Below are 24,901 nucleotides of genomic sequence, written 5' to 3' on the forward strand. Positions count from 1 at the left end.
ACGGCCCGCGACTACTGTGCGCCGCACCACACCGGAATGTCAACAGTTTGTCCTGACATTATAACTTGATGTCATACAGGCTCTGATCACCTACACTCACACCACTCGACGGTGCGCTGCGTCACGGTCGAGTCCGCATCCCGAGGTGACCACGCCTCGTCTCGCTGTCGATCGGAGACCGAGTGAACCACCCGCTCAGCGCGCCGCAGCTGGCCGTGGAGTTGGACCGATCCAGCCCCGTCCCGCTGTACTACCAGCTCGCCCGTGCCATCGAGGAGGCCGTTCTTTCCGGACAGCTCGCGCCGGGAGACCGCTTCGAGAACGAGTTGGCCCTGGCCGAACGGCTCAACCTCTCCCGGCCGACCACCCGTCGCGCGATCCAGGAGTTGGTGGACAAGGGCCTGCTCGTCCGCAAGCGCGGCGTCGGAACGCAGGTGGTGCAGAGCCCCGTGCATCGCCCGGTCGAGCTCACGTCGCTGTTCGACGACCTGGCCCGCGCGGGGCAACACCCGAGTACCAAGCTGCTCGAGTACTCCGTCGGTCTGCCGGGGGACGAAGTGGCGCGCGAACTCAACATCGGCCCGGACGAAACCGTGGTCACGATCGCACGACTGCGCAGCACGCAGGGCGAGCCGCTCGCGCTGATGACGAACTACCTCCCTCTCGACCTCGCTCCGGAACCCGCCGAACTGGAGGCGCAGGGGCTCTACCAGTCGCTGCGCACCAAGGGTGTGCACGTCCGTCTGGCTCGACAACGGATCGGCGCCAAGTCGGCCGGCCGTGAGGAGGCCGAGCTGCTCGACGAGAAGCTCCGCGCTCCGTTGCTCACCATGAACCGCACCGCCTTCGACGATTCCGGCAAGGTCGTCGAGTACGGCGTCCACGTCTACCGCGCCTCCCGCTACAACTTCGAGACCACCCTCGTCGACCGCTGACGCGGTCGGCCCCCACCCCGTCGTGTCCCGACGGGTGCTCGGCCGTGCCCGGACCGTCCTCTGCGCGGCCGTCCCCGACTTCCCGAAAGGTGTTCCCCGCCATGTCCTCTCGTCCACTTCGGGTCGGTGTGATCGGCTTCGGCTGGATGGGTCGCGTGCACACGCAGGCCTACGCCCGAGTGCGCCACCACTTCTCCGAGCTGCCGCTGACGCCGGTCCTCGCCGCCGTGGCCGACGACGTGCCCGGCCGCGCGGCCGAGGCCGCCGAGGTCTTCGGCTTCGCCGGACACACCACCGACTGGCACGACGTCGTCACCGATCCCGACGTGGAGGCGGTGTCGGTCACGGCGCCGAACTTCCTGCACCGGGAGATCGGCACCGCCGTCGCTCGCGCGGGCAAGCACCTGTGGATCGAGAAGCCCGTCGGCCTGACCCGCGACGACGCCGCGGCCGTGGCCGAGGCGGCTGCCGCAGCGGACGTGCGGACCGCCGTCGGCTTCAACTATCGCCACGCTCCGGCCGTCGTGCAGGCGCGCGAGATGATCGCTGCGGGTGAGCTGGGCACGGTGACCCACGCACGCGTCCGGTTCTTCAGCGATTACGCCGCACACCCGGACGGCGCGCTCAGCTGGCGCTTCGACCGTGCCCGGGGAGGCAACGGTGTCCTCGGTGACCTCGCTTCGCACGCAGCGGATCTCGTGTGGTTCCTGCTCGGCGACATCGCGAGTCTGGTCGCCGACACCGCCGTCTTCGTTCCCGAGCGTCCCCGGCCCGCCGGGGCCACCAGTGGGCACAGCCGTGCCACCGGCGGCGAGCGAGGTCCGGTCGAGAACGAGGACTACGCGAGCGCGCAGCTGCGTCTGGTCTCCGGAGCGCGGGCGACCCTCGAGGCCAGCCGCGTCGCGGTCGGCGAGCAGAACGCCTACGGATTCGAGATCCACGGCACGGCCGGCGCCGTGACGTGGGACTTCCGCCGCATGAACGAGCTCGTCGTCGGCCGCGGCACCGCCTATCAGGATCAGCCGATGTCCACGGTGTTCGTCGGCCCGGGCGCGGGGGACTACGCCGCGTTCCAGCCCGGATCGGCCTCCGCGATGGGATACGACGATCTCAAGGTGATCGAGGCCCGCGACTTCCTGCAGTCCGTCCACGACGCTCGACCGGTGGGTGCGACGATCGTCGACGCGGTGCGCAGTGCGGCGGTGCTCGACGCGATGGTCGAATCGGTCGATTCGGGTGCGTGGACGGCCCCGCGCATGTGAGCTGCTGCAGTCCTAATGTCCGAACAAAGTATTGACAATCGTGTGTGACCGGTATTACATCTACCCAGGCGAGTGAGCCAGGCTCCTTCCCAGAGAGCGAGCCGACCCGCATTTTCCGAGAGGACAGTCAATGAAGGTTCGTCAGGGTACGACCAGTGGCGGCCGGGCCGTCGGGCGTCGGGGTGCCGCGCTGGCGCTCGGCGCCGTCGTCGCCGTGTCCGTCGCTGCGTGCTCGAGCACGGGGGGCGCACCGGAATCCAGTGGCGGCGGCGAAGGTGGGGGCGGCACCGTCGACACCCCCCGCGCCACCATCGCCATGATCACCCACGAGGTTCCGGGTGACACGTTCTGGGATCTCATCCGCAAGGGTGCCGAGGCCGCCGCGGCGAAGGACAACATCGAGCTGCGCTACTCCGCCGACCCCGAGGCGCCCAACCAGGCCAACCTGGTCCAGAGCGCGATCGACTCCGACGTCGACGGCATCGCGGTCACCCTCGCCAAGCCCGACGCCATGGCGCCGGCCGTGCAGGCCGCCGAGGCCGCCGGAATCCCCGTGGTGGCCTTCAACTCCGGGTACGACGACTGGAAGGCGCAGGGTGTCGGTCAGTACTTCGGTCAGGACGAGACCATCGCCGGCCGGGCCGTGGGTGAGCGTCTCACCACGGAGGGTGCCAAGAAGACTCTCTGCATCATCCAGGAGCAGGGCCAGGTCGCGCTCGAATCCCGGTGCGCCGGTGTGACACAGGGCTTCACGGGCGGCTCCACCGAGATCCTCAACGTCAACAGCAAGGACATGCCGTCCGTCGAGGCGACCATCACCGCCAAGCTGCAGCAGGACCCGTCCATCGACCACGTGGTCGCCCTCGGCGCCCCGATCGCGCTCACCGCGGTGCAGTCCAAGGCCAACGCCGGCAGCGACGCCACCGTGGTCACCTTCGACACCAACTCCGCCCTGGTCGACGCCATCGAAGCCGGCGACGTGGCGTGGGCCGTCGACCAGCAGCCCTACCTCCAGGGCTACCTCGCCGTCGACTCGCTCTGGCTCTACCTGAACAACGGCAACACCATCGGTGGCGGCACCCCGGTTTTGACCGGCCCCGCGTTCATCGATTCCTCCAACATCGACGCCGTCGCCGAGTACGCCCGGAACGGCACTCGCTGATACCCGACACCCGGCGGCAGACCCCCCGTCGCCGCCGGGTGTCGCCCAGCACGGAAGGACCTCCCATGACCACCCAGGCCGATCTGGATCTGTCGAAACACACCGTCGTGACCGACGAGCGCGTACGGAAGCAGAAGCCGTTCCAGCGCTTGCTCGTTCGTCCCGAGATCGGCGCCCTGTTCGGCGCGATCATCATCTTCGTCTTCTTCGCGATCGTGGCTCCGCCGTTCCGGTCGCCGGAGGCACTGGCCACGGTGCTGTACGCCTCCTCCACGATCGGCATCATGGCCATCGGCGTCTCCCTGCTGATGATCGGCGGGGAGTTCGACCTCTCCACCGGTGTGGCCGTGACGTTCTCGTCCATCGCCGCCTCGATGCTGGCCTACAATCTGCACCTCAACGTCTGGCTGGGTTCACTGCTGGCGCTCGCACTCGCGCTCGGCGTCGGCTTCCTCAACGGCTACCTGGTGATGAAGACCAGAATCCCGTCCTTCCTCATCACCCTCTCGACGTTCCTCATGCTCACCGGTATCAACCTCGCCGTGACCAAGCTCGTCACCGGACAGGTGGCCACACAGTCGATCTCGGACATGCAGGGCTTCGACTCCGCCAAGGCCGTGTTCGCCTCCTCGTTCACCATCGGCGGTGTCTCCATCCGCATCACCGTCCTGTGGTGGGTGATCTTTACCCTGGTCTCGACGTTCGTGCTGATGAAGACGCGCATCGGCAACTGGATCTTCGCCGTCGGTGGCAACCAGGACTCCGCGCGGGCGATCGGCGTCCCGGTGACCAAGGTCAAGATCGGCCTGTTCATGTTCGTCGCGTTCTGCGCCTGGTTCGTCGGCATGCACCTGCTGTTCGCGTTCAATACCGTGCAATCCGGTCAGGGCGTGGGCAACGAGTTCCTCTACATCATCGCCGCGGTGATCGGTGGCTGCCTGCTCACCGGCGGCTTCGGCACCACCGTCGGCGCGATGATCGGTGCGTTCATCTTCGGCATGACCAACCAGGGCATCGTCTACGCCGGCTGGAACCCCGACTGGTTCAAGTTCTTCCTCGGCGCGATGCTGCTGTTCGCGGTCGTGGCCAACAATTCCTTCCGCTCCTACGCAGCCAAGAGGTGACCTAAGATGACCACCATCTCCGAAACCCCCACCCGGGAGCCGTCGGATCACGGCAGTGGCGGGAAGGGCCCCCTGATCGAGCTGAAGGACGTCGGCAAGTCCTACGGCAACATCATCGCCCTGTCCGGCATCAACCTCCGCGTCGGCGCCGGCGAGGTGACCGGTGTGCTCGGCGACAACGGCGCCGGCAAGTCCACCCTGATCAAGATCATGGCCGGACTGCACCAGCAGAGTGAGGGGCAGCTGCTCGTCGACGGCGAGGAGACCCGTTTCGGCTCGCCGAAGGACGCGCTGAACAAGGGCATCGCGACGGTGTACCAGGACCTCGCCGTGGTCTCGCTGATGCCGGTGTGGCGCAACTTCTTCCTCGGCCAAGAGCTGCGCAAGGGGCCGTTCCGCGCCCTCGACGCCGCGGCGATGCGCGCCACCACCAAGGAAGAACTGCACAAGATGGGCATCGACCTGCCCGACGTCGACGCCCCCATCGGGTCCCTGTCGGGTGGTCAGCGTCAGTGCGTGGCGATCGCCCGCGCAATCTTCTTCGGCGCCCGCGTCCTCATCCTCGACGAGCCCACCGCCGCCCTCGGCGTCAAGCAGTCGGGCATGGTGCTCCGCTACATCTCCGCGGCCAAGGAGCAGGGCTTCGGCGTCGTGTTCATCACCCACAACCCGCACCACGCGTACATGGTCGGCGATCACTTCGTCCTGCTCAACCGCGGTCGGCAGAAGCTCGACTGCACCTACGACGAGATCAGCCTCGACGACCTGACCAAGGAGATGGCCGGCGGCGACGAGCTCGAGACGCTGACGCACGAATTGCGCCGCTGACGACCGGCGCGCCACTGACGGGAAACGCCCCGCACCGACTTCGGTGCGGGGCGTTCGTCGTTCAGCGTGGAGCGAGTCCTGCCGCTCGGTAGGCGTCGTCGACGAGGTCCATGGTGGCCACGGCGTCGTCGACGTCCAGAGGATAGGGCGCCCCGGTCTCCAGATGTGCTGCGAGAGCGTCCAGTTGATAGTGGTACGTCGGCCGGGTGTCGAGTCGCTCCACGTGGACGCCGGAGGCGTCGGTGACCGTCACCCGCCCGTCCAGGTTGGGACGGATGAAATCGTGCGCGAACACCTCACCGTCGGTGAACAGCAGCCGCATCGTGAACTCGAAGCGCGGATGCACCATGGAGTTGACGCTGCGGGCCGGGACGCCGCTGGGGAACTCGAGGTCGATCGTCGTCGCCGCGTCGACCCCGGGGTCGCGTTCCTCGGCCTGCGCCGACACCACCCGCGGCGCGCCGCCGGCGCCGGCCGCGTCGGCCAGCATGCGACACACGTGCAGGCCGTAGCAGCCCAGATCCATGATCGCCCCGCCCGCCATCTCGAGGGACCACCGCGGATCCCCGGCGTCGGGCTCCGGCATCGCCATGACCACCTCGACGCCGGTGAGGTCGCCGAGTTCGCCGGACCGCGCGAGCTCGAACACCCGCTGGGTCACCGGGTGGAAGAGGTAGTGGAACGCCTCCACGATCCGCCCGCCCGTCCGCTGCGCGACGGCCGCGACCTCGCGGGCCTCGGCGGCGCCCCGCGCGAACGGTTTCTCGGTCAGAACGGTCTTGCCCGCCTCGAGAGCGCGGATGTTCCACGGTGCGTGCAGGGCGTTCGCGAGGGCGTTGTAGACGAGGTCCACCTCCGGATCGGCGAGCACCGCGGCGTAGTCGTCGGACACCCGCTCCACCCCCTGCTGCTGCGCGAAGTCCTCGGCCCGCGACCGGTCGCGCGCGGCGACGGTGACCAGTCGATGACCGAGGGCGTGCGCCGGTGCGACGATCGCGGATTCCGCGATGCGGGAGGCGCCCAGGACGCCGATTCTCATGGGTTCGCGTGTCACACGGTCACGACGCGGGCGTCGGTCACCGAGCGCAGGTAGGCCACGCTGGCTTTCACGTCGAGAACGGGCCCCGCGTCGTCGACGGGATCGTCGGTCAGGATGGTGTCCTGCTCGAGGACAAACCAGCCGTCGTACCCGGCGTCCAGCAAGGTGTCCACGACCCCGCCGATGCCGACGTCGCCCGTCCCGAGCGGGGTGTACATCCCGGCCTGCACCGCGTCGGTGTAGGTCAGGTCGCCGGCCTGCACCCGCGCCGCGAGCGCTGCGTCGACGTCCTTCAGGTGCGTGTGCGTGATGCGCGACGACGCCTGCCGCGCCAACTCGGCGGGGTCGGTACCGCCGATCATGAGGTGCCCGGTGTCCAGGCACAGGGGGATCGAGGACCCGTCGAGCACGCGGTGGACCTCGTCGCGCTGCTCGATCATGGTGCCGACGTGGGGGTGGAGCACGGCCCGGATGCCGCGCTCTGCGGAGGCCGCGGCGAGGCGATCGAGGTTGCGCAGCAACGTCGTCCACTCGTCGTCGGTCAGCTCCGGGCGGGCGTCGTACCCGTCGCGTCCGCTCACCGCGGCGAGCACGATCACGTCCGCGTTCGCGGCGACGAACCCGTCCAGCAGGCCGGAGATCCCGGGCACGGGATCGTGTCCGCTCTCGTGCAGGAGAACCGGCGCGAACCCGCCGACCGAGGTGAGGCCGTGGTCGGCGAGCGTGCGAGCGAGCTCCTGCGGATCGGACGGCAGGAAGCCGTCGGGTCCGTTCTCGGTGGCGGTCAGTCCCGCCTCGCGCATCTCGCGCAGCACGCGGTCGACGCTGATCTGGTGGCCCCAACCGGGGACCTCGCAGACGCCCCACGAGATGGGTGCTCCGGCGATACGAACGGTCATGATCGAACCTCTTCCAGGGTGACGGGGGCGGAGCGGTGGAGCGACGCGGTGGCGGCCTCCGCGATCCAGGCCACCTCCAGTGCGTCGGCGGGGGTGCAGGGCGACGAACGTCGACCGGCGACGACGTCGAGGAACGCGGCGAGCTCGGCGCGGTAGGACTCGGCGAACCGGTCCACGAAGAACGAGTGCGGTGTCGCGGACGGGAACGGGTGCGGTCCCCGATCGTCGTGAGCGGGATCGACATTGCGGACGGGCGTGGCGGCGTCCCACCCGGCCACGACGGTGTCGGTGCGTCCGTGCACCTCGAGTCGACAGTCGTAGCCGCGGCCGTTGAACCGGGAGTTCGACACCACGCCGAGGGTGCCGTCGTCGAACGTGAGCAGCGTGGTCGCGGTGTGCACGTCGCCCGCGGCGGTGAAGCGCGGATCGTCGGAGGCGGTGCCCGCCGCGAACACCGAGACGACCTCACGGCCCACGATCCACCGCACGGTGTCGACGTCGTGCACGCTGCAGTCGCGGAACAGACCACCCGACGCCGCGATGTAGTCCGCCGGAGGCGGTGCGGGGTCGAGGGTGGTGGAGCGGACGGTGTGCAGCGCGCCGAGCTCGCCGGCCCGCACGGCCCGATACGCCGCGGCGACGGCCGGATCGAACCGGCGGTTGAACCCGACCTGCACCGGCACCGCGGAGCTCGCGAGCCCCGACACCACGGCGGCGCTCTCGACCGCCGTGGACGCCAGCGGCTTCTCGCAGAAGACGGGAATTCCCGCGTCGACTGCGGTGAGCAGGACGGACGCGTGGGCGGGGGTCGCGGCGGCGACCACCACACCGTCGATGTCGGCGCTGAGCAGGTCGTCGAGCGTGGTGACCGCGGTGGCGCGGTGTCGGTCCGCGACGGACGCGGTGACGTCCGGACGGTCGTCGAGCACCACGAGCGAGGACACCCCGTCGAGCGCGGCGAGCGTGTCGCAGTGGAAGGCACCGATTCGCCCGAGGCCGACGACGCCGATACGTGCGCCCATCAGTCCTGCCCCCCGACGACCTGCTGGTCCCACTCGATGACCGAGCCGGTGACCACGCCGCTGCGCGTCGAGAGCAGGAAGACGACGGCGTCGGCGATCTCCTCGGGGCGCCCGAGGGTGCCCATCGGCTGCCGCGCCGCGGCCTGCTCGGCCCAGTCGTCCGGCGCGTCGTGAAACCGCTTCTGCGTCACTGCTTCTCCCTCGGTCTCGGTCCAGCCGATGTCGAGGGTGTTGATGCGAATGCGGTCGAACCGGTGCGCGTGCGCGGCGTTCTTCGTCAGTCCGGCGAGCCCGGCCTTCGCGGCGACGTAGGGGGCGAGGTAGGGCTGGCCGCCGCGGGCGGAGGTCGATCCGATGCACACGATCGTGCCCGGCGCCCCGCGACGCACCATGTCCCGCACGGCGGCCTGCATGACGAAGAACGGTCCGCGCAGGTTGACGGCCATGTGCTGATCGAACAGCTCCGGCGTGGTGTCGATCAGCGACCCCCGGCTGGTCAGTCCGGCGCTGATGCAGACCGAGTCGACGCGTCCGAAGTGCGCCGCGGTCCGCTCGACCGAGGCGCGGGCCTGCATGGGGTCGGCGACGTCCGCCTCGACGTAGAGGACGTCGTGACCGGATGCGCGCAACTCGGCCTCGAGGGCCGTGCCGACGCCGGTGCGGCGCCCCGAGAACGCCACGCGTGCACCATGCGCCAGGGCGCTCCGGACCACCGCCGCACCCACGCCGGCGGTTCCGCCGCTCACCAGGACCACCCGGTCCGTCAGAAGATCTTGCACCCGTCGAGTCTTGCGGTGACGGCGCATCGAGACAACACTGCACAGCACATCAAAAACACCTCGAGGAGACTGAGCGTGGCCCATCGCTACAAGGTGCGGGAGATCGCCCAGCAGGCCGGTCTCAGCGAGGCCACCGTCGATCGCGTCCTGCACGGGCGACCGGGGGTGCGCGAGGACACGCGCGCCGAGGTGGAGCAGGCAGTCGAGGACCTGGACAAGCAGCGCACGCAACTGCGCCTGAACGGCCGGAAGTTCTTCGTCGACGTCGTGATGCAGGCCCCGGAACGTTTCTGCGCCGAGGTCCGCACGGCGCTCGAAGCCGAACTGCCGACGCTGTCGCCGGCGCTCGTTCGAGCCCGGTTCCACTTCCGCGAGACCGAATCGGTGGACGACGCGGTGGCCACCCTCGCCGGCATTCGTGGTCGGGGGTCGCACGGTGTGATCCTCAAGGCGCCCGATCGGCCGGAGGTGGCGGCGGCCGTCGACGACCTCGTCGCCGGGGGCATTCCCGTCGTCACGTACGTGTCCGACATTCCCACCAGCGCGCGCGTCGCCTACGTCGGGATCGACGATCGGGCGGCCGGGGCGACGGCCGGCTACCTCGTGGACCGATGGTTCGGGCGCGGGGACGAGGACGCGGCCGTCCTGGTGACGCTGAGCCACGATTCGTTCCGGGCCGAGGGCGAGCGGGAGGCGGGGTTCCGGCGCGCGCTGCGCGATCTCGCCGCCGCCGAGCACCGGCCGCCGCGGCGCGTGGTCGACATCGCGCAGAGCAGCGGGTTGGACGAGACCGTGGAGGACCTGGTGACGCAGGCGCTCCAGCGCGATCCCGCGGTGGCCGGCGTCTACTCCATCGGCGGAGGCAACGCCGCGACGGTCCGCGCGTTCGCGCGATCGGGCCGTCCGTGCCGGGTGTTCGTCGCGCACGACCTCGACACCGACAACCGACGTCTGCTCGCCGAGGGGGCGTTGTCGGCGGTGTTGCACCACGACCTCCGGGCGGACGTGCACCGCGCCTGCCGACTGCTCATGCAGGCGGCGGGCGCGGTGACGGGGGTGCGCACCGGGTCGTCCCCGGTGCACGTGGTGACTCCCTACAACGTGCCCGGGTGACCGGACCGCAGATTCAGGGCGTGTGCCGGATCGTGAGAGCGCGGACCTCCTCGGCGAACTGCTCCGGGGACATCGACTCGTGCAGGGCCCGGTGCACCAGCTCGGCCTGGGTCTCCCCGGCCATGCCGGTCATGGGCGGATCGAGGTCGAGGTTGGTCGGAAAGGCGTAACCCTCCGCCGACGCCGCCACGACCGCGCGCACGTCCTCGTCGCGCCCGGCGGCGGCGAGGGCCCGCAGCTCGGGGTAGAGCGCGCGCACCATTGCCTCGCGGTCCACGCTGTCGATCGCGCGACCGAACGCGGACGACACCTGCAGCAGGTTGGCCATGCGGTACACGTCCGTGGTGGTGTTGTGTCCCGCCGCGTGGAACAGGGCCGGGTTGAAGAACACGGCGTCCCCGGCCGCGAGCGGGAGCTGCACGTAGTGCCGGGCGAAGAATTCCCGGAACTCCGGCAACCCGAACGCGATGTACCCGGGCTCGTACTGCTGCGAGTACGGCAGGTACATGGTGGGGCCTGAGTCGATCGGCATCGCGCAGTGCGCCACCGCACCCTGCAGGGTGAGAGCGGGCGACAGGCGATGCACGTGGGCCCGGAACGCCGCCGCGGTCTCGGTGGACATGAACCCCAGGTGATAGTCGCGGTGCGGACTCTGCGCTGCGCCACCGGGGTTGACCACGTTGATCGACGACGTCACCTGGTACATCGGGCCGAGCCAGGCTTCCGAGACCAGGGCCAGGACGTCGTTGGCGTAGTACCGGGCGAACAGGTCCGGTCGGTCGACGGCCAGCTTCTGCAGCGCCGACCAGATGCGGTCGTTGGCGCCGGGGGCGGCGAAGTGGTCGCCGCCGGCGAAGCCGTCCGCGTGCTGGCGGGCGATGGTCTCGGTGAAGTACGCGGTGGTCTCGGCGAGCGCGTGCTCGTCGGTGAACGCACCGCGGAACACCACGATGCCCGGCCCGTCGAGCAGGGCGCGCGCGAGCTCGTCCTGCACGTCGGCGCAAGTGTCCGGGTCGGCGGTGTGCGTGCGCAGGCGCGCGGCGTCGTAGAACAGCACGCCCCGGTCGGTGTCGTCGGCGAACGGGTAGTCCGTGAGGTCGGTGGTGCTCTCGACGAGGGCGCGCAAGTCGTCGAGTCGGCAGTCGGCTGCGGAGAGTCGGCCGGCCCGGGCGGGCAGGGACGCGGTGGAGGTCATGATGTCAGCGTGGCCCGTCTCGGAGGCGCTCACAAGACCGAAAACACCTCGAGTTCGCCTCGAGAACCGGATCGAGCCGGTCGGGGCGGTGGTCCTCGGCTAGGGGAAGCCCTCCGCGGGGTACCCCGTGGCATGAGCACTCACGAGCCCCTCGGACCGTTGGACAAGGACTACCTCGCAGCCGACCTGTACGGCTACCAGGGCCTGCTCACCGAGGAGGAGAACGCCGCCGTCCTGCGCACCCGCCGATTCCTCGAGGACGAGGTCCGTCCCCGCGCCAACGAGTTCTGGGAGAAGGCGGAGTCACCGCGCCACCTGCTGCCGCGCCTCGCCGACCTCGACATCGTGGGCCTCGACTACGAGTTCGACGGCAACCCGGCGTCCCGCAAGATCCTCAGCGGGTGGCTCGCGTTGGAGTTCTCCCGCGTCGACCCGTCGACCGGAACCATGTTCACCGTGCACAGCGGACTCGCGATGAGCAGTATCGCGATTCTCGGTTCGGACGAGCAGAAGAACCGGTGGTTGCCGGCGATGAAGCGCATGGAGAAGATCGGCGCGTTCGGGCTCTCCGAACCCCACGGCGGGTCCGACGTGGCCGGCGGCCTCGAGACCACCGCCCGACGCGAGGGCGACGAGTGGGTGCTGAACGGCAGCAAGCGATGGATCGGCAACGCCACCTTCGCCGATCTGATCGTCGTGTTCGCCAAGGACGAGGCGGACGGCGAGGTCAAGGGGTTCGTGCTGGAGAAGGGGGAGAACGGATTTCCCGACGGCTTCCGCGCCGAGAAGATCGAGCGCAAGTACTCGCTGCGCGCGGTGGAGAACGCCGACCTGTACTTCGAGGACTGCCGCATCCCGGCAGCGGACAAGCTCGAGTACGCCGACTCCTTCGCCGACACCGCGAAGGTGCTGTCGCTGACGCGCGGGGGAGTGGCCTGGGGTGCCGTGGGCATCATGATCGGCGCGTTCGAGCGGGCCGTCGACTACGCCCGCGAGCGGGAGCAGTTCGGCGCACCCATCGCGTCGTTCCAGCTGATCTCGGACCTGATCGCTCGGATGGCCGGGAACATCACCGCGAGTCTGGGGATGGCGCTCCGGGTCTCGCAACTGCAGGACTCCGGGGTGCGGCACGACGAGCACGCCGCCCTGTCGAAGGCCTACTGCACCACGCGGCTGCGCGAGGTGGTCGGCTGGGCGCGCGAGATCCTCGGCGGCAACGGAATCGTGCTCGACTACGACGTGATCCGGTACTTCGCCGATGCGGAGGCCGTCTACTCGTACGAGGGCACGTCGCAGATGAACAATCTCATCGTCGGGCGCGGCGTGACGGGCTTCTCGGCGTTCGTCTGACATGCACGAAGCCCGCCCCTGCGATGCAGGGGCGGGCTTGGCGTGTGTCGAGCGAGAAGGTCAGCGGGCGAAGAGCAACGCGCGCTTGACCTCCTGGATCGCCTTGGTCACCTGGATGCCGCGAGGGCAGGCGTCGGTGCAGTTGAACGTGGTGCGGCAGCGCCACACACCCTCGACGTCGTTGAGGATGTCGAGACGCTCCGGAGCACCCTCGTCACGGCTGTCGAAGATGAACCGGTGCGCGTTGACGATCGCGGCGGGACCGAAGTAGCTGCCGTCCGACCAGTACACCGGGCACGAGGTGGTACAGCACGCGCACAGGATGCACTTGGTGGTGTCGTCGAAGCGAGCGCGGTCGGCGGCCGACTGGATGCGCTCACGGGTGGGCTCGTTGCCCGACACCATCAGGTACGGCTTCACCGCGCGGTACGCGTCGAAGAAGGGCTCCATGTCGACGATGAGGTCCTTCTCCACGGGCAGGCCGCGGATCGGCTCGACCGTGATGGTCAGCGTCTTCGACTTGTCCTTCGGCAGCATGTCGCGCATGAGCACCTTGCACGCCAGGCGGTTCACGCCGTTGACGCGCATGGCGTCCGAGCCGCACACACCGTGCGCGCAGGAGCGACGGAAGGACAGCGTGCCGTCCAGGTAGCTCTTCACGTACAGCATGAGGTTGAGCAACCGGTCCGTCGGCAGCGTCGGGACCTGGAAGCTGTCCCAGTGCGCACCGAGATCGTTCTCGGGGTTGAAGCGAGCGATCTTCAGGGTGACCATGACGGCGCCTTCCGGCACCTCCGGCAGGTCGCTCTGGTCTTCGCTCTTGTCGATAGCGGGTGCGCTCATCAGTACTTACGCTCCATCGGTTCGTAACGGGTCTGCACCACGGGCTTCCAGTCGAGGCGGATGTCCGACAGCAGTCCGTCGCCCACCTTGTAGGCCATGGTGTGGCGCATGTAGTTCACGTCGTCGCGCTCGGGGTAGTCCTCGCGGGCGTGTCCGCCGCGGGTCTCCTTGCGGTTGAGCGCACCGGCGACGGTGACCTCGGCCATCTCGAGGAGGAAGCCGAGCTCGATGGCCTCGAGCAGGTCGCTGTTGTAGCGCTTGCCCTTGTCCTGCACCGTGATTCGGCCGTACCGCTCCTTGAGCCCCTGGATGTCCGTGAGGGCCTGCTTCAGGGTGTCCTCGGTGCGGAAGACGGACGCGTTGTTGTCCATCGACTGCTGGAGCTCGGTCCGGATGGTGGCGACCTTCTCGTGCCCGTGGTCGGACAGGATCAGCTCGAGCCAGTCCTGCACCATCTTCGCCGGCTCCTCGGGGAGCGGGACGAACTCGGTGGAGTTGGCGTACTCGGCGGCCGCGATGCCGGCACGACGGCCGAACACGTTGATGTCGAGCAGCGAGTTGGTGCCCAGACGGTTCGACCCGTGCACCGAGACGCACGCGCACTCGCCGGCGGCGTACAGGCCGGGGACGATGTCGTCGTTGTTGCGGAGGACCTCACCGCGGATCTTGGTGGGGATGCCGCCCATGACGTAGTGGCACGTCGGGTACACCGGGACCAGCTCCGTCACCGGATCGACACCGAGGTAGGTGCGCGAGAACTCGGTGATGTCGGGGAGCTTCTCCTCGAGCACGTCCTCGCCGAGGTGCGTGACGTCGATGTAGACGTAGTCCTTGTTGGGGCCGGCGCCGCGACCCTCGAGGACCTCGAGAACCATCGAGCGGGCGACGATGTCGCGGGGCGCGAGGTCCTTGATGGTGGGCGCGTAGCGCTCCATGAACCGCTCGCCGTCCGCGTTGCGGAGGATGCCGCCCTCGCCGCGGACCGCCTCGGAGATGAGGATGCCCAGGCCCGCCAGACCCGTCGGGTGGAACTGGTGGAACTCCATGTCCTCGAGCGGCAGACCCTTGCGGAAGATGATGGACATGCCGTCACCGGTGAGGGTGTGCGCGTTGGACGTCGTCTTGTAGATGCGTCCCGAGCCGCCGGTCGCGAAGACGATCGACTTGGCGTGGAACACGTGGAGCTCGCCGGTGGCCAGCTCGTAGGCGATGACGCCGGTGGCGACGGGACCGTTCTCGGTCTCGGTCAGCGCGACGTCGAGCGCGTAGAACTCGTTGAAGAACTCCACGTCGTGCTTGACGCACTGCTGGTAGAGCGTCTGCAGGATCATGTGACCGGTGCGGTCCGCGGCGTAACACGCACGGCGCACGGGTGCCTTGCCGTGGTCACGGGTGTGACCGCCGAAGCGGCGCTGGTCGATCTTGCCCTCGGGGGTGCGGTTGAACGGCAGCCCCATCTTCTCGAGGTCGAGCACCGCGTCGATGGCCTCCTTGGCCATGATCTCGGCGGCGTCCTGGTCGACCAGGTAGTCACCACCCTTGACGGTGTCGAAGGTGTGCCACTCCCAGTTGTCCTCCTCGACGTTGGCGAGGGCGGCGCACATGCCGCCCTGCGCCGCGCCGGTGTGGCTGCGGGTGGGGTAGAGCTTGGTCAGCACCGCGGTGCGGGCGCGCGGCCCGGCCTCGATGGCGGCGCGCATACCCGCGCCACCGGCACCGACGATGAGCACGTCGTAACGATGTTCCTGCATGTGCCTGCCCCCTTAGCCTGCGGAGATGTTGGGGTCGAAGGTGAAGATCACGTAGGTGCCCAGGCCCATGATCAGGATCATGGACAGCACCAGCAGCGTCGTCAGCCAGAACCGGGTGGAGTCCTTGCGCGAGTAGTCGTTGATGACCGTGCGCAGACCGTTGCCGCCGTGGAGCTGGGCGAGCCAGAGCATGGTCAGGTCCCACACCTGCCAGAACGGGCTGGCCCAGCGGCCGGCCACGAAGGCGAAGTTGATGCGGTGCACGCCGTCGTCGAGCAGCAGCATGATCGACATGTGCCCGAGGACCAGGATCACCAGGGCCAGGCCGGAGAAGCGCATGAACAGCCAGGCGTAGAGCTCGAAGTTTCCGCGGTTCTTGCGGCGCGGCGAGCGAGGGTTGTCCAGACCGGCGGGCCGGTCGTGGGAGGTCCCCAGCGTGATGGCGCGCGCGGAACCGGCGTCGGTGGTCGCCATGGTCAGTGCCCCCCGGTGAAGGTGTTGTAGAGGATGCGGCCGGCGGCGGGAACCATCAGCACGAACCAGAGGCCGAGGATGACCCACAGCATCAGGCGCTGGTACTGGGTGCCCTTGGACCAGAAGTCGACGAGCATGACGCGGATGCCGTTGAGTGCGTGGTAGAGCACGGCGGCCAGCAGGCCCAGCTCCATCAGACCGACGATGGGCGTCTTGTAGGTGTCGATCACCTCGTTGTACGCCTGCGGATCGACACGCACGAGCGCCGTGTCGAGCACGTGGACGAACAAGAAGAAGAACGTGACGACGCCGGTGATCCGGTGCAGAACCCAGGACCACATGCCCGGATCTCCGCGGTAGAGAGACCGCGTGCGCTCCCGCGCGGGCGCGGTCTCGGTCGTGGTAGCCATCGAGTGCAGTGCCTCCAACATCGGTGATGGACGCGACGAGCGCAGACTCCCCGTGGACACCGGAAACATCCAGCTCGATCGTGTATGTGAAACGACTGAGAACGACTGTAATCCCCTTCTCGGAGAGGGAACTAATTCGCCTGTCGTTCACGATTCGCGTCGTCAATAAAGTTAGGTTTGCCTGCCCAATCAGCAGGTCGGGTCGGCGCGAGTGCCTGCGGTGAGCGGTCGGACGTGACAGGATCGGCGATCGTGCAGGACATCGACTGGAAATCGTTGCGAGACAGTGCTCGTGACGCCATGAGCCACGCCTACGCGCCGTACTCGAACTACCCCGTCGGCGCGGCCGCCCTGGTGGACGACGGCCGGGTGGTGACCGGGTGCAATGTGGAAAATGTCTCATACGGTCTGGGCCTCTGCGCGGAGTGCGGGCTGGTGTCCGCGCTGAATTCCAGCGGCGGCGGTCGACTGATCGCGTTCGCGTGCTGCGATTCCCGCGGCGCGATTCTGCTGCCGTGCGGGCGGTGTCGGCAGTTGCTGTTCGAGTTCGGCGGCACCGAGTTGCTCGTGGACACCGCGTCCGGAGTGCGTCCACTGGGCCACCTCCTCCCCGATGCGTTCGGCCCCCACGACCTCGCCGCGGGGCAGGTAGTCAACACCGCGTCGTCCCCCTCGGCGGTGCAGCATGGCTGATGCCGTGTCCGTCATCGCGGCCAAGCGGGACGGCGACACCCTGAGTTCGGACCAGATCGCGTGGATGGTCGACGCGTACACCCGCGGGGAGGTCGCCGACGAGCAGATGTCCGCCCTCACGATGGCGATCCTGCTGCGCGGCATGGACCGACGCGAGATCGCGGACTGGACGGCGGCGATGATCGCCTCCGGTCGCCGAATGGACTTCTCGACGCTCGCGCGTCCCACCGTCGACAAGCACTCGACCGGCGGTATCGGCGACAAGATCACCCTCCCGCTCGCGCCGCTGGTCGCCGCGTGCGGCGCCGCCGTCCCGCAACTGTCCGGCCGCGGCCTCGGCTACACCGGCGGGACGCTGGACAAGCTGGAGTCCGTTCCGGGGTGGCGCGCCGACCTCACCGCAGAGGAGATGACGCGCATCCTCGACGACCCGGCCGTCGGGGCGGTCGTGTGCGCCGCAGGAGCGGACCTCGCGCCCGCGGACAAGAAGCTCTACGCCCTCCGCGACGTCACGGCCACCGTCGAGTCGATCCCCATGATCGCCGCGTCGATCATGAGCAAGAAGATCGCCGAAGGCACGGGCGCGCTGGTCCTCGACGTCAAGTGCGGCTCCGGGGCGTTCATGTCCACCCTGGACGACGCGCGGGAGCTCGCCCGCACCATGGTCGACCTCGGCACCGACGCCGGGGTCCGCACCGTCGCACTGGTGACCGACATGAACACCCCGCTCGGTCGCACCGCCGGCAACGCCCTCGAGGTCGAGGAGTCGGTGGAGGTGCTCGCCGGCGGCGGCCCGGCCGACGTCGTCGAGCTGACGCTCGCCCTCGCCCGCGAGATGGTCGCCGCGGCGGGCCTCGACGTCGACCCGGCCGACAAGCTGGCCGACGGCACCGCGATGGACCGGTGGCGGGCGATGATCGCCGCGCAGGGCGGTGATCCCGACGCCCCGCTTCCCGTCGCGCGCCACACGCACGAGGTGACGGCGGAGCGCTCCGGAGTGCTCACGCGTCTCGACGCCCGCGCCGTCGGCATCGCGGCGTGGCGGCTCGGGGCCGGTCGCGAACGGCAGGGGCAACCCGTCCAGGCGGGTGCGGGCGTGCGGTGGCACGCCGCGCCGGGTGACACCGTCACGGCGGGTCAGCCGCTGCTCACGCTGTGCACGGACACGCCCGAGCGGTTCGAGCGCGCGCAGGATGCGCTGGCCGGTGGCTGGACCATCGAGGACGGGGCCGCGCAGGAGCGGCGGCTGATCCTGGACCGGATCGGATGATCGCCGGGAGGCGGCGCGTCGGCGCGGTCGTCGCGGCGCTCGCCGCCGTGCTCGCCCTCCTCGGGGTGGCCGGCTGCTCGTCGGGCAGCGGCGCGTCCGACCTCGACGACGGGGTGCTCGTCGTCGGCACCGAGGGCACGTACAGCCCCTTCAGCTTCCAGGGCGACGACGGGCAGCTGACCGGATACGACGTCGACGTGGTGCGGGCGGTCGGGGAGCGGCTCGGCGTCCGCGTCGACTTCGTCCAGACCCCGTTCGACTCCATCTTCGCGGGGTTGCAGAGCGGTCGGTTCGACCTGATTGCCAACCAGGTCACCGTCAACGACGAGCGCCGCGAGCGCTACGACCTCTCCCGGCCCTACACGGTGTCGGAGGGCGAGATCCTCGCCCGGACGGGGGACACGTCGATCACGTCCCTCGCCGATCTGGCCGGGCGCACCACCGCGCAGTCGTCCACGAGCAACTGGGCCGAGGTGGCGGCCGACGCCGGCGCTCGCGTCGAGGCCGTCGAAGGGTTCGTCCAGGCCGTCCAACTGGTCAAGGACGGGCGCGTCGACGCCACCGTCAACGATTCCCTCGCCGTCGCCGAGTACTTCGCGCAGACCGGTGACACGGGCGTCGCCGTCGCGGCGCAGACGGGCGACACCAGCCTGCAGGCCTTCGCCGCACGCAAGGACAGCGGCCTGATGGACCGCGTGAACGAGGCCCTGCAGGGTCTCTACGACGACGGCACGCTGACGCGGATCTCCGAGCAGTACTTCGGGTCCGACGTCGCGGTGCCGGACGAGGCCGAGTTCGCGGCGACCGAGGAGGCGACCGGCGGCTCGGGGACGTCGACCGGCGACCTGATCGCGCGCAACCTCGTGCCGATGCTGAAGGCGACCGTCACGATGACGTTGCCGCTCACCGCCATCAGTTTCGTGATCGGGCTGGCGATCGCGCTGGCCGTCGCGCTGGCGCGCATCTCGTCGATCCGGCCGCTCGCCCTCGCCGCCCGGTTCTACGTCTCGATCGTGCGCGGGACGCCGCTGCTGCTGCAGCTGTTCATCGTGTTCTACGCGCTGCCGCAGTTCGGCGTCGTCATCTCGCCGTTCCCCGCGGCGGTCGTCGCGTTCAGCATCAACGTGGGCGGATACGCCGCGGAGATCATCCGTGCGGCGATCCTGTCGGTGCCGAAGGGGCAGTGGGAGGCGGCGCAGACCATCGGCATGGGCTACCGCACCACGCTGCAGCGCATCGTTCTGCCGCAGGCCCTGCGGACCGCCGTCCCGCCGCTGTCGAACACGCTGATCTCGCTGGTGAAGGACACCTCGCTGGCGTCGACCATCCTGGTCACCGAACTGCTGCGCACCGCGCAGTTGGCGGCGGCCCCGACGTTCGACTTCTTCGCTCTGTACTCCGTTGCCGCGCTGTACTACTGGGTGATCTGCATCGCCCTGTCGTTCGTGCAGGGGCGGCTCGAGACCCGACTGGACAGGTACGTGGCGCGATGACCGCACCCTTGATCGAGGTGACCGGACTGCGACGCGCGTTCGGCGACCGCACCGTCCTGGACGGCATCGACTTCACCGCCGAGCGGGGGTGCGTCACCGTCGTCATCGGCCCGTCGGGATCGGGCAAGACGACGCTGCTGCGCGGCCTCAACGCGCTCGACGCGCCGGATGCGGGTCAGGTGCGCATCGGGGACGCGGCCGTCGATTTCGGTGCGCTGCCGTCGGGGCGGGGCGAGGCCCGTCGGGCGATCGCGCGGCTGCGGGCGCAGAGCGGCATGGTCTTCCAGAATCACAACCTGTTCCCGCATCGCACGGTGCTGCAGAACGTCACCGAGGGACCGGTGGTGGTGCAGGGGCACGCGCGCGCCGACGCCGAGCGTGAGGCGAAGGAGCTGCTCGATCGCGTCGGGCTCGCCGGCACCGAGGATCGCTTCCCGTTCCAGCTGTCCGGAGGCCAACAGCAGCGCGTCGGTATCGCGCGGGCGCTCGCGCTGCACCCGGAGATCGTGCTGTTCGACGAGCCGACGTCGGCGCTGGACCCGGAACTGGTCGGCGAGGTGCTCGCCGTGATGAAGCAGCTCGCGAGCGAGGGGTGGACGATGGTCGTGGTCACCCACGAGATCCGGTTCGCCCGGCAGGTGGCCGACCAGGTCCTGTTCCTCGACGGCGGGGTGGTGGCCGAGCGGGGAAGCGCCGAGCAGGTGCTCGAACACCCGACGCAGGAACGCACGCAGCGCTTCCTCACCCGGATTCTCGACCCGCAGTAGGGTCGGAGGCATGGCTGCGGTGGAGGAGATCGGAACGAACGGGACGACCACGGGCGGCCCTGCGCCGCTCGATCTGCGCACTCTCGCGCAGGCACCGAAAGCCCTGCTGCACGACCACCTCGACGGTGGGCTGCGCCCGTCGACCGTGGTGGAGCTCGCCGCCGACTGCGGGTACGACGGGCTCCCCGCGGCCGACGCCGAGAGCCTCGGCCGGTGGTTCCGCGACGCCGCCGACAGCGGGTCGCTCGAGCTGTACCTCGAGACGTTCGCCCACACCGTCGCGGTGATGCAGACCGCGGAGGGCCTGCAGCGGGTGGCGCGGGAATGCGCCGAGGATCTGGCGGCCGACGGCGTGATCTACGCCGAGGTGCGGTACGCCCCCGAGCAGCACCTCGAGAAGGGGCTGACTCTCGACGAGGTGGTGCAGCACACCCTGGAGGGATTCCGGCAGGGCGAGAGCGCGGCGCGGGCGGCGGGCAAGCAGATCCGCGTCGGGTGCCTGCTCACCGCGATGCGCCACGCCGCGCGCTCGCGGGAGATCGCGGAACTGGCCGTGCGGTACCGGGATCAGGGTGTGGTCGGCTTCGACATCGCCGGCAAGGAAGCAGGGTTCCCGCCCAGCCGCCACCTCGACGCGTTCGAGTACATGCGAACGAACAACGCGCACTTCACCATTCACGCGGGGGAGGCGTTCGGGCTGCCCTCCATCCACGAGGCGATCGCGTTCTGCGGTACCGACCGCCTCGGCCACGGCGTCCGCATCGTCGACGACATCCACACCGGGGACGACGGCACCCCGCAGCTCGGCCGGTTGGCGGCGTACGTGCGAGACAAGCGCATCCCCCTCGAACTGTGTCCCAGCTCGAACGTCCAGACGGGCGCGGTGGCGAGCATCGCCGAGCACCCCTTCGACGTCTTGGCGCGCTTGCGGTTCCGCGTCACCGTCAACACCGACAACCGACTGATGAGCGACACGTCTATGAGCCGCGAGATGAAGGCCCTCGTCGACGCCTTCGGCTACGGGTGGTCGGACCTCGAGCGGTTCACGATCAACGCGCTGAAGTCGTCGTTCCTGCCGTTCGACGAGCGCCTCGCCCTCATCGACGACGTCGTGAAGCCGGGATATGCGGTGTTGCTGGGGTAGACGCCGGGACCGCCCGATCCGCTTCCCCGCGCAGTTCGGTGCAGTAGTCCACCCGGGAGGTGGACTACTGCACCGAAACCCGTCAGGCCGTCAGGTCGTACATCTGCACCCCGTCGACCGTCTGCGCGGTGAAGGTGGCTTCCACCCATGCCGCGATCTCGGCGGCGGGTCCGGAGCTGCGGCCGCCCTGGCCGCCGGCGAGGAAGTAGTGGATCCGCCGCTCGGCGACGTACTGCTGGAACTGCTCCAGCGTCGGCGACGGGTCGGATCCGTTGAAGCCGCCGATGGGCATGACCGGATCCTCGGTCGCCAGTTGGTAACCCGAGGCAGCGTTCGATCCCACGGTGGCGGCCACCCAGGTGTAGTTCCCGGCGTCCTGCTCGAGCAGCGCGGTCAGCTCGGCGCCGGGAGTGCTGCCGGTCAGCAGTCCACCCGCGCCGCCTCCTGGAGCACCGTCCGATGCGGGAGCGCCGGGCGGGGGACCTCCGGCCGGCACACCTCCGGTCGGAGCTCCGGGGAACCTCCCCGCGGCCTGGCCGTCCCCGCGTCCTCGCCCGTCGCCGGGCCCGCCCATGCCGCCGCGTTCACCCTCGACGGACGGGCCGGCGGAGACGATGGAGCCGGTGTGCGGAGTCGCGATGGTGTGCACCGTGTAGGCCGCGGGGCCGGCGAGCCCGGCGATCAGGGCGGCCATCACGGTGGCGGCGGCGAGACGACCCCGGGTGAGCCGGGGCACCAGCAGGCCCACCACGGCCACCACAGCGGCACCGACGACGACGAATCTGAGCCACGGAACGAAATCGGCGCTGCGCGACAACAGGATCCACGCGGTCGCGACGGTCGCGATCACCGCCGCGGCGAGCACCAGTCGCGACGCGATGCGGTCCCGTCGACGCCAGACCACGACCGCCCCGGTACCCACCAGGGCCGCGACGGCGGGGGCGAGCGCCACGGTGTAGTACGCGTGGAAGATGCCGGCCATGAAACTGAACGTCAGGCCGGTCACGACCAGCCAGAGACCCCACAGCACCACTCCCGCGCGCAACCCGTCCGTACGAGGGGCACGCCCGCGGAGCACCAGTGCGGCGAGTCCGAGGATCAGCGCGGCCGGAATCAGCCAGGCGATCTGACCGCCCTGGGCCGGCTCGAACAGTCGGAGGATGCCGGTCTCGCCCCACTGTCCACCGCCGCCCCCGCCGCCGGGCACCACCGAGCCGGTCTCCTCACCGTTCAGACGGCCCAGGCCGTTGTACCCGAGCGTGAGCTCGAGGATCGAATTGTTCTGCGACCCACCGATCCACGGCCTCGACGAGGCGGGCCACAGCTCGACGACGGCGATCCACCACCCGGCGGTGACGGCGGCGGCACCGAGGGCGGCGACCGACTGAACGACGCGGCGGGGCAGCGACACCGGGCCGGCGAGGAGGTAGGTGAGCGCGATCGGCGGCACGACCAGCATCACCTGAAGCTGCTTGGTGAGGAAGCCGGCTCCCACCGCGGCGCCGGCCAGGACGAGCCAGCGGGTGCGACCGTCGTCCACGGCGCGCAGCGCGGCCCAGACGGCGACGATCATGAGCAGCACCAGCAAGGCGTCGGGGTTGTCGAACCGGAACATCAGCGCCGCAACGGGTGTCAGCGCGAGGGTGAGTCCGGCGAGCAGACCCGCGGCCGGACCCGCGTGGCGGCGCACCGTGCGCCACAGCAGCGCCACCGAGGCCGCCCCGACGATCACCTGCGGCGCCAGCACCGACCACGAGTTCAGGCCGAACAGGCGGACCGACAATCCCATGACCCACAACGACATCGGCGGTTTGTCCACCGTGATGGAGTTCGCGGCGTCCGAGGATCCGAAGAAGAAGGCCGTCCAGGACTGCGAACCCGCCTGCACGGCAGCGGCGTAGAAGGAGTTGCCCCATCCGCTCGCCGAGAGGTTCACCAGATAGGCGACGGCGGTGCCCACGATCAGCAGGGTCGCGGCGGGTGTTTCCCAGCGGGGTGTCCGGCGGGACGGCGCCGGGGTGGGTGAGGGCCGCGTGGGCAGCAGCGTGGTCATCGAGCGAGGTCCTTTCCGGACGGACGAACGGCGGGGGAGCGGAAGACCCGGCGGAGGGCGACGAATCGGATGACGGTGGCGACGGCGTTGGCCAGGACCAGGACGGTCAGCTCGAGGTGCTTCGACGCGTCGGGACTCCAGCGGTGCAGCAGCAGAAGCGATCCCGCGGTCACGGCCCACCCGAGCGCGAAGATCGCCAGACCGTGCAGGTGGTGGCCGACGGCGCCGGCGGCCCCGCGAACACCGAAGGTGACGGCGCGGTTGGCCGCGGTGTTGAGGACGGCCGTGATCGCCAGAGCGAGGAGGTTGCTCGTCTGGGCCCCGAGCACGGGGTGGAGCAGCAGGTAGAGGACTCCGTAGGCGATCGTGCTGAGCCCTCCGATCCCGGCGAAGCGCACCAGTTGTCCCACCATGCCGATCGGCACGCCCTGGACCAGCGGCTCCCGCCCGACGCTCCGGCGCAGATCGCCGAGCGGCAGAGCGCCCGTGGCCAGGGCGCGGCCGACTCGCCAGCACCCCTTCAGGTCCGCGACCGCGGTGGCGGCGATGTCCACCGTCGAGTGCGGATCGTCGACCCAGTCCACCGGAACCTCGTGGATGCGCAGGCCGGCTCGCTCGGCGAGGACCAACAGTTCCGTGTCGAAGAACCAGCCGGTGTCCTGCACCAGCGGCAGCAGTTCCCGCGCGACGTCGGTGCGCAGGGCCTTGAACCCGCACTGGGCGTCGGAGAATCGCACGCGCAACGATGTCCGCAGGATGAGGTTGTAGCTGCGCGAGACGATTTCGCGCTTCGGGCCGCGGACCACCCGCGACTGCGGGGCGAGCCTGGACCCGATGGCGACGTCGGAGTGTCCCGACGCCAGCGGGGCCAGGAGCGGAAGCAACGCGCGGAGGTCCGTCGAGAGGTCGACGTCCATGTACGCGACGATCGTGGCCGACGACGTCCGCCAGACGGCATCCAGCGCGCGGCCGCGCCCCCGGAGGTCGAGACGGACGACCTCCACGCGGTCCAGTTCGGCCGCGAGGGCGGCCGCGACGCCGGGGGTGTCGTCGGTGCTGGCGTTGTCCGCGACGACGATGCGGGTCCGGTAGGGCACGTGAGCGGCGAGGTGTCGGTGGAGACGCCGGATGCTGTCCGCGAGGACGGCGGCCTCGTTGTACACGGGGACGACGATGTCGACGGTGACGGCCGTGGACGGAGGTCCGTCCGGTCGCGTCACGAGCCGGCCGGTGGCGAGTTGTTCGGTAGTCATGGGATTCGACGGTCGTGGGCGCGCCCGGGACGGGCCCGGGTC

23 protein-coding genes are annotated in these 24,901 nt (G+C 69.7%); 12 read left to right on the plus strand and 11 right to left on the minus strand.

Translation table 11 applies throughout. The annotated features are described in order from the left end of the window. The first annotated feature begins 182 nt into the window (after window positions 1-182). From HQ603_RS03390 to HQ603_RS03410, 5 genes are all read left to right on the plus strand, one after another. The gene (locus HQ603_RS03390) at window positions 183-935 is read left to right on the plus strand and encodes a GntR family transcriptional regulator (RefSeq protein ID WP_068102073.1); all 753 of its coding nucleotides are present in this window, start codon (window positions 183-185) and stop codon (window positions 933-935) included. A 101-nt stretch (window positions 936-1,036) separates the two neighbouring features. Then, window positions 1,037-2,197: a Gfo/Idh/MocA family protein gene (locus HQ603_RS03395; RefSeq protein ID WP_222682899.1), complete on the plus strand. Its 1,161-nt coding sequence runs from the start codon at window positions 1,037-1,039 to the stop codon at window positions 2,195-2,197. Window positions 2,198-2,327: 130 nt separating this feature from the next. Next, window positions 2,328-3,359 (plus strand): substrate-binding domain-containing protein, encoded by a 1,032-nt coding sequence (locus tag HQ603_RS03400; RefSeq protein ID WP_222682900.1) that lies wholly within the window; start codon window positions 2,328-2,330, stop codon window positions 3,357-3,359. Window positions 3,360-3,424: 65 nt separating this feature from the next. Continuing rightward, window positions 3,425-4,483, plus strand: coding sequence for an ABC transporter permease (locus tag HQ603_RS03405; protein ID WP_222682901.1), 1,059 nt, complete (start codon window positions 3,425-3,427; stop codon window positions 4,481-4,483). 6 nt (window positions 4,484-4,489) lie between these two features. Further along, the gene (locus tag HQ603_RS03410; protein WP_222682902.1) at window positions 4,490-5,311 is read left to right on the plus strand and encodes an ATP-binding cassette domain-containing protein; all 822 of its coding nucleotides are present in this window, start codon (window positions 4,490-4,492) and stop codon (window positions 5,309-5,311) included. 61 nt (window positions 5,312-5,372) lie between these two features. Here the strand turns inward: HQ603_RS03410 and HQ603_RS03415 are convergent, their stop codons facing one another. The 4 genes from HQ603_RS03415 to HQ603_RS03430 are packed head-to-tail and all read right to left on the minus strand — an operon-like array spanning window position 5,373 to window position 9,077. After that, window positions 5,373-6,350 (minus strand): Gfo/Idh/MocA family protein, encoded by a 978-nt coding sequence (locus HQ603_RS03415; protein WP_222682903.1) that lies wholly within the window; start codon window positions 6,348-6,350, stop codon window positions 5,373-5,375. Between the two features lie 11 nt (window positions 6,351-6,361). Further along, window positions 6,362-7,249, minus strand: a complete 888-nt coding sequence (locus HQ603_RS03420; protein ID WP_222682904.1) for a sugar phosphate isomerase/epimerase family protein — start codon at window positions 7,247-7,249, stop codon at window positions 6,362-6,364. Continuing rightward, a complete protein-coding gene (locus tag HQ603_RS03425) occupies window positions 7,246-8,271 on the minus strand; it encodes a Gfo/Idh/MocA family protein (protein ID WP_222682905.1) in 1,026 nt (341 codons plus the stop codon). The genes HQ603_RS03420 and HQ603_RS03425 overlap by 4 nt, the downstream gene beginning before the upstream one ends. Beyond that, window positions 8,271-9,077, minus strand: coding sequence for an SDR family oxidoreductase (locus HQ603_RS03430; RefSeq protein WP_222682906.1), 807 nt, complete (start codon window positions 9,075-9,077; stop codon window positions 8,271-8,273). The genes HQ603_RS03425 and HQ603_RS03430 overlap by 1 nt, the downstream gene beginning before the upstream one ends. Before the next feature lie 48 nt (window positions 9,078-9,125). Here HQ603_RS03430 and HQ603_RS03435 point away from each other — a divergent pair, with 48 nt between their 5' ends. Further along, a complete protein-coding gene (locus HQ603_RS03435; RefSeq protein WP_222682907.1) occupies window positions 9,126-10,163 on the plus strand; it encodes a LacI family DNA-binding transcriptional regulator in 1,038 nt (345 codons plus the stop codon). Window positions 10,164-10,176: 13 nt separating this feature from the next. On the opposite strand, the gene HQ603_RS03440 is transcribed toward HQ603_RS03435, so the two are convergent. Then, the gene (locus tag HQ603_RS03440; RefSeq protein ID WP_222682908.1) at window positions 10,177-11,358 is read right to left on the minus strand and encodes a phytanoyl-CoA dioxygenase family protein; all 1,182 of its coding nucleotides are present in this window, start codon (window positions 11,356-11,358) and stop codon (window positions 10,177-10,179) included. Between the two features lie 132 nt (window positions 11,359-11,490). Between HQ603_RS03440 and HQ603_RS03445 the strand changes: the two genes are divergently transcribed. Then, window positions 11,491-12,708: an acyl-CoA dehydrogenase family protein gene (locus HQ603_RS03445; RefSeq protein ID WP_222682909.1), complete on the plus strand. Its 1,218-nt coding sequence runs from the start codon at window positions 11,491-11,493 to the stop codon at window positions 12,706-12,708. A 60-nt stretch (window positions 12,709-12,768) separates the two neighbouring features. Here HQ603_RS03445 and HQ603_RS03450 read toward each other — a convergent pair whose 3' ends face one another. From HQ603_RS03450 to sdhC, 4 genes are read right to left on the minus strand one after another with little or no spacing between them, the layout of a single operon-like run. Next, entirely contained in the window at window positions 12,769-13,551 is a 783-nt protein-coding gene (locus HQ603_RS03450; protein WP_068102051.1) for a succinate dehydrogenase iron-sulfur subunit, read from the minus strand. Then, complete coding sequence (sdhA, locus tag HQ603_RS03455; protein ID WP_222682910.1) at window positions 13,551-15,302, minus strand: succinate dehydrogenase flavoprotein subunit; 1,752 nt, start codon at window positions 15,300-15,302, stop codon at window positions 13,551-13,553. Before sdhA ends, HQ603_RS03450 begins: the two co-directional genes overlap by 1 nt. A 12-nt stretch (window positions 15,303-15,314) precedes the next feature. Continuing rightward, the gene (locus HQ603_RS03460) at window positions 15,315-15,776 is read right to left on the minus strand and encodes a succinate dehydrogenase hydrophobic membrane anchor subunit (RefSeq protein WP_068102048.1); all 462 of its coding nucleotides are present in this window, start codon (window positions 15,774-15,776) and stop codon (window positions 15,315-15,317) included. Between the two features lie 2 nt (window positions 15,777-15,778). Further along, window positions 15,779-16,186, minus strand: coding sequence for a succinate dehydrogenase, cytochrome b556 subunit (gene sdhC, locus HQ603_RS03465; RefSeq protein ID WP_068144521.1), 408 nt, complete (start codon window positions 16,184-16,186; stop codon window positions 15,779-15,781). A 252-nt stretch (window positions 16,187-16,438) separates the two neighbouring features. On the opposite strand from sdhC, the gene HQ603_RS03470 reads away from it, so the two are divergent. From HQ603_RS03470 to HQ603_RS03490, 5 genes are read left to right on the plus strand one after another with little or no spacing between them, the layout of a single operon-like run. Next, complete coding sequence (locus tag HQ603_RS03470) at window positions 16,439-16,879, plus strand: cytidine deaminase (RefSeq protein ID WP_222683256.1); 441 nt, start codon at window positions 16,439-16,441, stop codon at window positions 16,877-16,879. Continuing rightward, window positions 16,872-18,149, plus strand: coding sequence for a thymidine phosphorylase (locus tag HQ603_RS03475; protein WP_222682911.1), 1,278 nt, complete (start codon window positions 16,872-16,874; stop codon window positions 18,147-18,149). The genes HQ603_RS03470 and HQ603_RS03475 overlap by 8 nt, the downstream gene beginning before the upstream one ends. Next, the gene (locus HQ603_RS03480; protein ID WP_222682912.1) at window positions 18,146-19,642 is read left to right on the plus strand and encodes an ABC transporter permease subunit; all 1,497 of its coding nucleotides are present in this window, start codon (window positions 18,146-18,148) and stop codon (window positions 19,640-19,642) included. The genes HQ603_RS03475 and HQ603_RS03480 overlap by 4 nt, the downstream gene beginning before the upstream one ends. Further along, window positions 19,639-20,409, plus strand: coding sequence for an amino acid ABC transporter ATP-binding protein (locus HQ603_RS03485; RefSeq protein ID WP_308126341.1), 771 nt, complete (start codon window positions 19,639-19,641; stop codon window positions 20,407-20,409). The genes HQ603_RS03480 and HQ603_RS03485 overlap by 4 nt, the downstream gene beginning before the upstream one ends. Window positions 20,410-20,419: 10 nt before the next feature. Continuing rightward, window positions 20,420-21,553 carry an adenosine deaminase gene (locus tag HQ603_RS03490; protein ID WP_222682913.1) on the plus strand — a complete coding sequence of 378 codons (1,134 nt, stop codon included), beginning with the start codon at window positions 20,420-20,422 and terminating at the stop codon, window positions 21,551-21,553. An 82-nt stretch (window positions 21,554-21,635) separates the two neighbouring features. Here HQ603_RS03490 and HQ603_RS03495 read toward each other — a convergent pair whose 3' ends face one another. Further along, window positions 21,636-23,606, minus strand: a complete 1,971-nt coding sequence (locus tag HQ603_RS03495) for a glycosyltransferase family 39 protein (RefSeq protein ID WP_222682914.1) — start codon at window positions 23,604-23,606, stop codon at window positions 21,636-21,638. Further along, window positions 23,603-24,859, minus strand: a complete 1,257-nt coding sequence (locus HQ603_RS03500) for a bifunctional glycosyltransferase family 2/GtrA family protein (RefSeq protein WP_222682915.1) — start codon at window positions 24,857-24,859, stop codon at window positions 23,603-23,605. The genes HQ603_RS03495 and HQ603_RS03500 overlap by 4 nt, the downstream gene beginning before the upstream one ends. Window positions 24,860-24,901: the final 42 nt, after the last annotated feature.

This window comes from Rhodococcoides corynebacterioides (assembly GCF_019834675.1).
In the GTDB taxonomy this organism is placed as follows: Bacteria; Actinomycetota; Actinomycetes; order Mycobacteriales; family Mycobacteriaceae; genus Rhodococcoides; species Rhodococcoides corynebacterioides_A.

What these genes read in the sequence shown, in the direction of transcription:
- HQ603_RS03475 (WP_222682911.1), top strand. Translation starts at nt 16,872, where the DNA reads ATGGCTGATGCCGTGTCCGTCATCGCGGCCAAGCGGGACGGCGACACC.
- HQ603_RS03430 (WP_222682906.1), bottom strand. Translation starts at nt 9,077, where the DNA reads ATGCGCCGTCACCGCAAGACTCGACGGGTGCAAGATCTTCTGACGGAC.
- HQ603_RS03485 (WP_308126341.1), top strand. Translation starts at nt 19,639, where the DNA reads ATGACCGCACCCTTGATCGAGGTGACCGGACTGCGACGCGCGTTCGGC.
- HQ603_RS03425 (WP_222682905.1), bottom strand. Translation starts at nt 8,271, where the DNA reads ATGGGCGCACGTATCGGCGTCGTCGGCCTCGGGCGAATCGGTGCCTTC.
- sdhA (WP_222682910.1), bottom strand. Translation starts at nt 15,302, where the DNA reads ATGCAGGAACATCGTTACGACGTGCTCATCGTCGGTGCCGGTGGCGCG.
- HQ603_RS03460 (WP_068102048.1), bottom strand. Translation starts at nt 15,776, where the DNA reads ATGGCGACCACCGACGCCGGTTCCGCGCGCGCCATCACGCTGGGGACC.
- HQ603_RS03445 (WP_222682909.1), top strand. Translation starts at nt 11,491, where the DNA reads ATGAGCACTCACGAGCCCCTCGGACCGTTGGACAAGGACTACCTCGCA.
- HQ603_RS03490 (WP_222682913.1), top strand. Translation starts at nt 20,420, where the DNA reads ATGGCTGCGGTGGAGGAGATCGGAACGAACGGGACGACCACGGGCGGC.
- HQ603_RS03495 (WP_222682914.1), bottom strand. Translation starts at nt 23,606, where the DNA reads ATGACCACGCTGCTGCCCACGCGGCCCTCACCCACCCCGGCGCCGTCC.
- HQ603_RS03405 (WP_222682901.1), top strand. Translation starts at nt 3,425, where the DNA reads ATGACCACCCAGGCCGATCTGGATCTGTCGAAACACACCGTCGTGACC.
- HQ603_RS03395 (WP_222682899.1), top strand. Translation starts at nt 1,037, where the DNA reads ATGTCCTCTCGTCCACTTCGGGTCGGTGTGATCGGCTTCGGCTGGATG.
- HQ603_RS03440 (WP_222682908.1), bottom strand. Translation starts at nt 11,358, where the DNA reads ATGACCTCCACCGCGTCCCTGCCCGCCCGGGCCGGCCGACTCTCCGCA.
- HQ603_RS03500 (WP_222682915.1), bottom strand. Translation starts at nt 24,859, where the DNA reads ATGACTACCGAACAACTCGCCACCGGCCGGCTCGTGACGCGACCGGAC.
- HQ603_RS03420 (WP_222682904.1), bottom strand. Translation starts at nt 7,249, where the DNA reads ATGACCGTTCGTATCGCCGGAGCACCCATCTCGTGGGGCGTCTGCGAG.
- HQ603_RS03415 (WP_222682903.1), bottom strand. Translation starts at nt 6,350, where the DNA reads ATGAGAATCGGCGTCCTGGGCGCCTCCCGCATCGCGGAATCCGCGATC.
- HQ603_RS03400 (WP_222682900.1), top strand. Translation starts at nt 2,328, where the DNA reads ATGAAGGTTCGTCAGGGTACGACCAGTGGCGGCCGGGCCGTCGGGCGT.
- HQ603_RS03450 (WP_068102051.1), bottom strand. Translation starts at nt 13,551, where the DNA reads ATGAGCGCACCCGCTATCGACAAGAGCGAAGACCAGAGCGACCTGCCG.
- sdhC (WP_068144521.1), bottom strand. Translation starts at nt 16,186, where the DNA reads ATGGCTACCACGACCGAGACCGCGCCCGCGCGGGAGCGCACGCGGTCT.
- HQ603_RS03410 (WP_222682902.1), top strand. Translation starts at nt 4,490, where the DNA reads ATGACCACCATCTCCGAAACCCCCACCCGGGAGCCGTCGGATCACGGC.
- HQ603_RS03480 (WP_222682912.1), top strand. Translation starts at nt 18,146, where the DNA reads ATGATCGCCGGGAGGCGGCGCGTCGGCGCGGTCGTCGCGGCGCTCGCC.